We start from the raw sequence: 2,991 nt of genomic DNA, 5'->3' as shown, positions 1-2,991 counted from the left end.
TGCTTTTGAAGCTCTGGACACCTCGTATCATACCAGGGGGGCTCTTTTTTGTGCAAACCTCAAATTTCCTTCATTACAGGAATGCTCCTCATTGGACTTTTTTACAGCCTATGCCGCGTGAGTTGATTGTGTGAACGCCTAATCAATTAAAAATCTATTTTGCCGGGTTGGGGGAGAAAAGATAAAACGAGAACGGTGCCGGAGACCAGCCGGATCGGGATGTTGCGTTTGAACCTGTTCCTGGCTGGGGCCGGGAAAGCACATTTCTGTCCGCGATCGGGGGCAATATTCAAAAAGGCTGCACCCTTTAAACAGCTAAAGGGGCAGCCTTTTTTATGAGCAGGATACCATCGCTTGCCGCGTGTCCATGGCCAGTTGAAACGCCGGTCCTTCGCAAATTTTAAAGCGGAATGGCCGTGCCATTCATCCTTTATTTTTTCGCCCGTTTTGCCGCACGCGCGTCAGCCCAGGTGATGCAGTTGGTTAGCGGTTTGCCGCCTTTGTCCACTGCAATCAGGCTGTGCATTGCGGAACTGAACGAAACGAGTTTTATTTCGGAAGGATCAACGCCGCTTTTGGCGATCGCTGTTTTCATCGAGTCAATGACAGCGCGGAAAATATCATCCGGATGCTGCTCGGAGACCTGGGGGGACGGGCTGTAAAGCGGATAGCCTGCATAGTGCATGCTGATGACTTTTCCTTTTTCGCCGAATAAAACAGATTTTGTTGATGTTGTACCGATATCTACGCCTAAATAATAGGTCATCGAAAGTCAATCTCCTATATGAACCTGCTGCTTCAAAATAGTTTTTACAGTTCAGTGTTTTTTTCCAATACCTTTATTTTAACTGAAACCGCACGGGTTTTAAAAGTTTTTTGGAAAACCGCCGGAATCCGAATTGCTTGACAGGCGCCGGCTGTGGCCGACATACTGGCATAGAAAGTAAAAAGTAAATGGATAAAAGAGGTTACAGCCATGACGATTGCAGTGATTTACGGAAGTTCGCGCCCGCGCGGCAATACAGAGCTGCTCGCGGAACGCGCAGTGGAAGGCATGCATGTGGAGCGCTTTTATTTAAAAGATGCGCGTATTCTTCCGGTCGAAGACAAACGCCACACGGATTCAGGGTTTTCAAAAGTGGAGGATGATTATAGCATTCTCATCCAGCATATTTTAATGTGCGATACGATTATCTTTGCAACGCCGATTTACTGGTACGGGATGTCGGGGCTGATGAAAAACTTCATCGATCGCTGGTCACAAACATTGCGGGATCCGCAGTTTCCGGACTTTAAAAAAAGAATGTCGGAGAAAAAAATTTATGTGATTGCAGCCGGCGGGGATATGCCGCGTGTCAAAGGGCTGCCGCTGATCCAGCAGTTTGCATATATTTTCGGCTTTTTAGGCATGCGTTTTGACGGTTACATTCTTGGAGAGGGCAATAAACCCGGCGATATTGTACATGATAAAGAGGCAATCTTTGCAGCGGATCAATTAAACGAAACACTGAAAAGGTGATGTAATTTGAAGACCGTGATCGAAAAGCAGCTTTTTCCGTCCCCGAATCCGCATGTGCGCATGTATCTGGTGACATACTGGTCGGACGGCCTGAAAGTGAAAGGGTTGCTGGCAGAGCCGGATGACGGGCGCATTTATGACGGGTTTTTATATTTGCGCGGCGGCATCAAAAGCGTCGGCATGGTGCGGCCTGCAAGGATCGGCGAGTTTGCGTCGGAAGGGTTTATCGTTTTCGCGCCTTTTTACCGCGGCAACCGGGGCGGGGAAGGCGATGAAGACTTTGGCGGAGATGATATGCATGATGCCTATTTTGGCTTTGACGTATTGATGGAGCATGAGCGGGTAAGCGGGCGTGTCCACGTTTTCGGATTTTCCCGCGGCGGCATCATGGCACTCGGCACCGCGCAAGCCCGGCCGGCCGCGTCTCTTGTCACGTGGGGCGGCGTTTCGGATGTTGCGCTTTGTTATGCGGAACGGGTCGATTTGCGAAAAATGATGAAGCGCGTGATCGGGGGCACGCCGGAAAAATATCCAGAACGGTACCGGGTGCGGACGCCGCTGTATAAGCTCGGGCAAATTGGTTGCCCCGTTCTCATCATTCACGGGGAGCAGGATCAAAATGTGTCCGTGGAACACGCCATTCGTCTCGAACGCGGGCTCAAACAACTTGGAAAACCGGTTGAAACATGGTATTTCCCGGAGCTTGGCCACCATTTCCCGCCGCCTGTAAACCGGCGGGTTGTCCATGATGCCAGCGTTTGGATGAAAAGGCATTCCGCACATGATACAATAGAAGCAACGACGGAGGTGAGCCGAATGGGAATGCCGATGGAACTCGATACGATGCTCGTGACGAACGGGAAAGAAGAGCGTATTGAGCAAAACCTCTTTTTGCTGAAGCAACCGGGTTACTGCGTGTATCCGCTTGATACGCCGGTTGAAATCCGGAAAAAGAAGGAACACGGGCCGAGCGGAAGCGCTGTCATCCGCAAACTGGAATGGGAAAACAATACAACGATCGTTCATTATGAACTGGTTTCTTTGAACACGCCGAATTAAACAGGCGCCGCACCATGATCCGCGGCGCTTGTTTGGTTTATCAGGACGGGCGGACGGGAATTTTACAACTGCAATGCCGGGCTGATTTTGCGGGGAACGCCGGAATTCAGCCAAAGGGCAATGCCTGGTGAACGGAACTGGATCAGCTTGCGAGTAGCGCGGAGAAAAAACGGATCCGGCGGCGGAATATTGGCAGACGCAACACACGCCTTGCAAGTGCGCCGTCAGCCTGGTTTTTCGGGATGAAATGGGCAAGATTGAAAATACTAATCGTAAGAGAAAAGGCCGGCTTCTGAAGCTGGAAAAAGGAACAGGCCGAAGCGAGTGAACTACCCACCACTTATCAACCTTACGGTTTGATTGAAGTGGGGGCTTCTCGACTTATCGTTGCTTTTACTAGCCAACGAAAACTG

General features: G+C 50.3%; 2 protein-coding genes and 1 pseudogene. 2 read left to right on the top strand and 1 reads right to left on the bottom strand.

Annotation, left to right across the window (positions count from 1 at the left end; translation table 11 throughout):
- Positions 1 to 410: 410 nt before the first annotated feature.
- A pseudogene (locus IC21_RS07435) lies at positions 411 to 766 on the bottom strand (FGGY family carbohydrate kinase); the annotation flags it as partial.
- A 210-nt stretch (positions 767 to 976) separates the two neighbouring features.
- On the opposite strand from IC21_RS07435, the gene IC21_RS07430 reads away from it, so the two are divergent.
- On the top strand, positions 977 to 1,519 hold the full coding sequence (locus IC21_RS07430; protein ID WP_013860022.1) for a flavodoxin family protein: 543 nt from the start codon (positions 977 to 979) through the stop codon (positions 1,517 to 1,519).
- 15 nt (positions 1,520 to 1,534) lie between these two features.
- On the top strand, positions 1,535 to 2,578 hold the full coding sequence (locus IC21_RS07425; protein ID WP_230951727.1) for a DUF2584 family protein: 1,044 nt from the start codon (positions 1,535 to 1,537) through the stop codon (positions 2,576 to 2,578).
- Positions 2,579 to 2,991 lie beyond the last annotated feature (413 nt).

Source organism: Heyndrickxia coagulans DSM 1 = ATCC 7050 (genome assembly GCF_000290615.1).
In the GTDB taxonomy this organism is placed as follows: domain Bacteria; phylum Bacillota; class Bacilli; order Bacillales; family Bacillaceae_C; genus Weizmannia; species Weizmannia coagulans.
This window is presented reverse-complemented; position numbering and strand designations above follow the sequence as displayed.

What these genes read in the sequence shown, in the direction of transcription:
- IC21_RS07430 (WP_013860022.1), top strand. Translation starts at nt 977, where the DNA reads ATGACGATTGCAGTGATTTACGGAAGTTCGCGCCCGCGCGGCAATACA.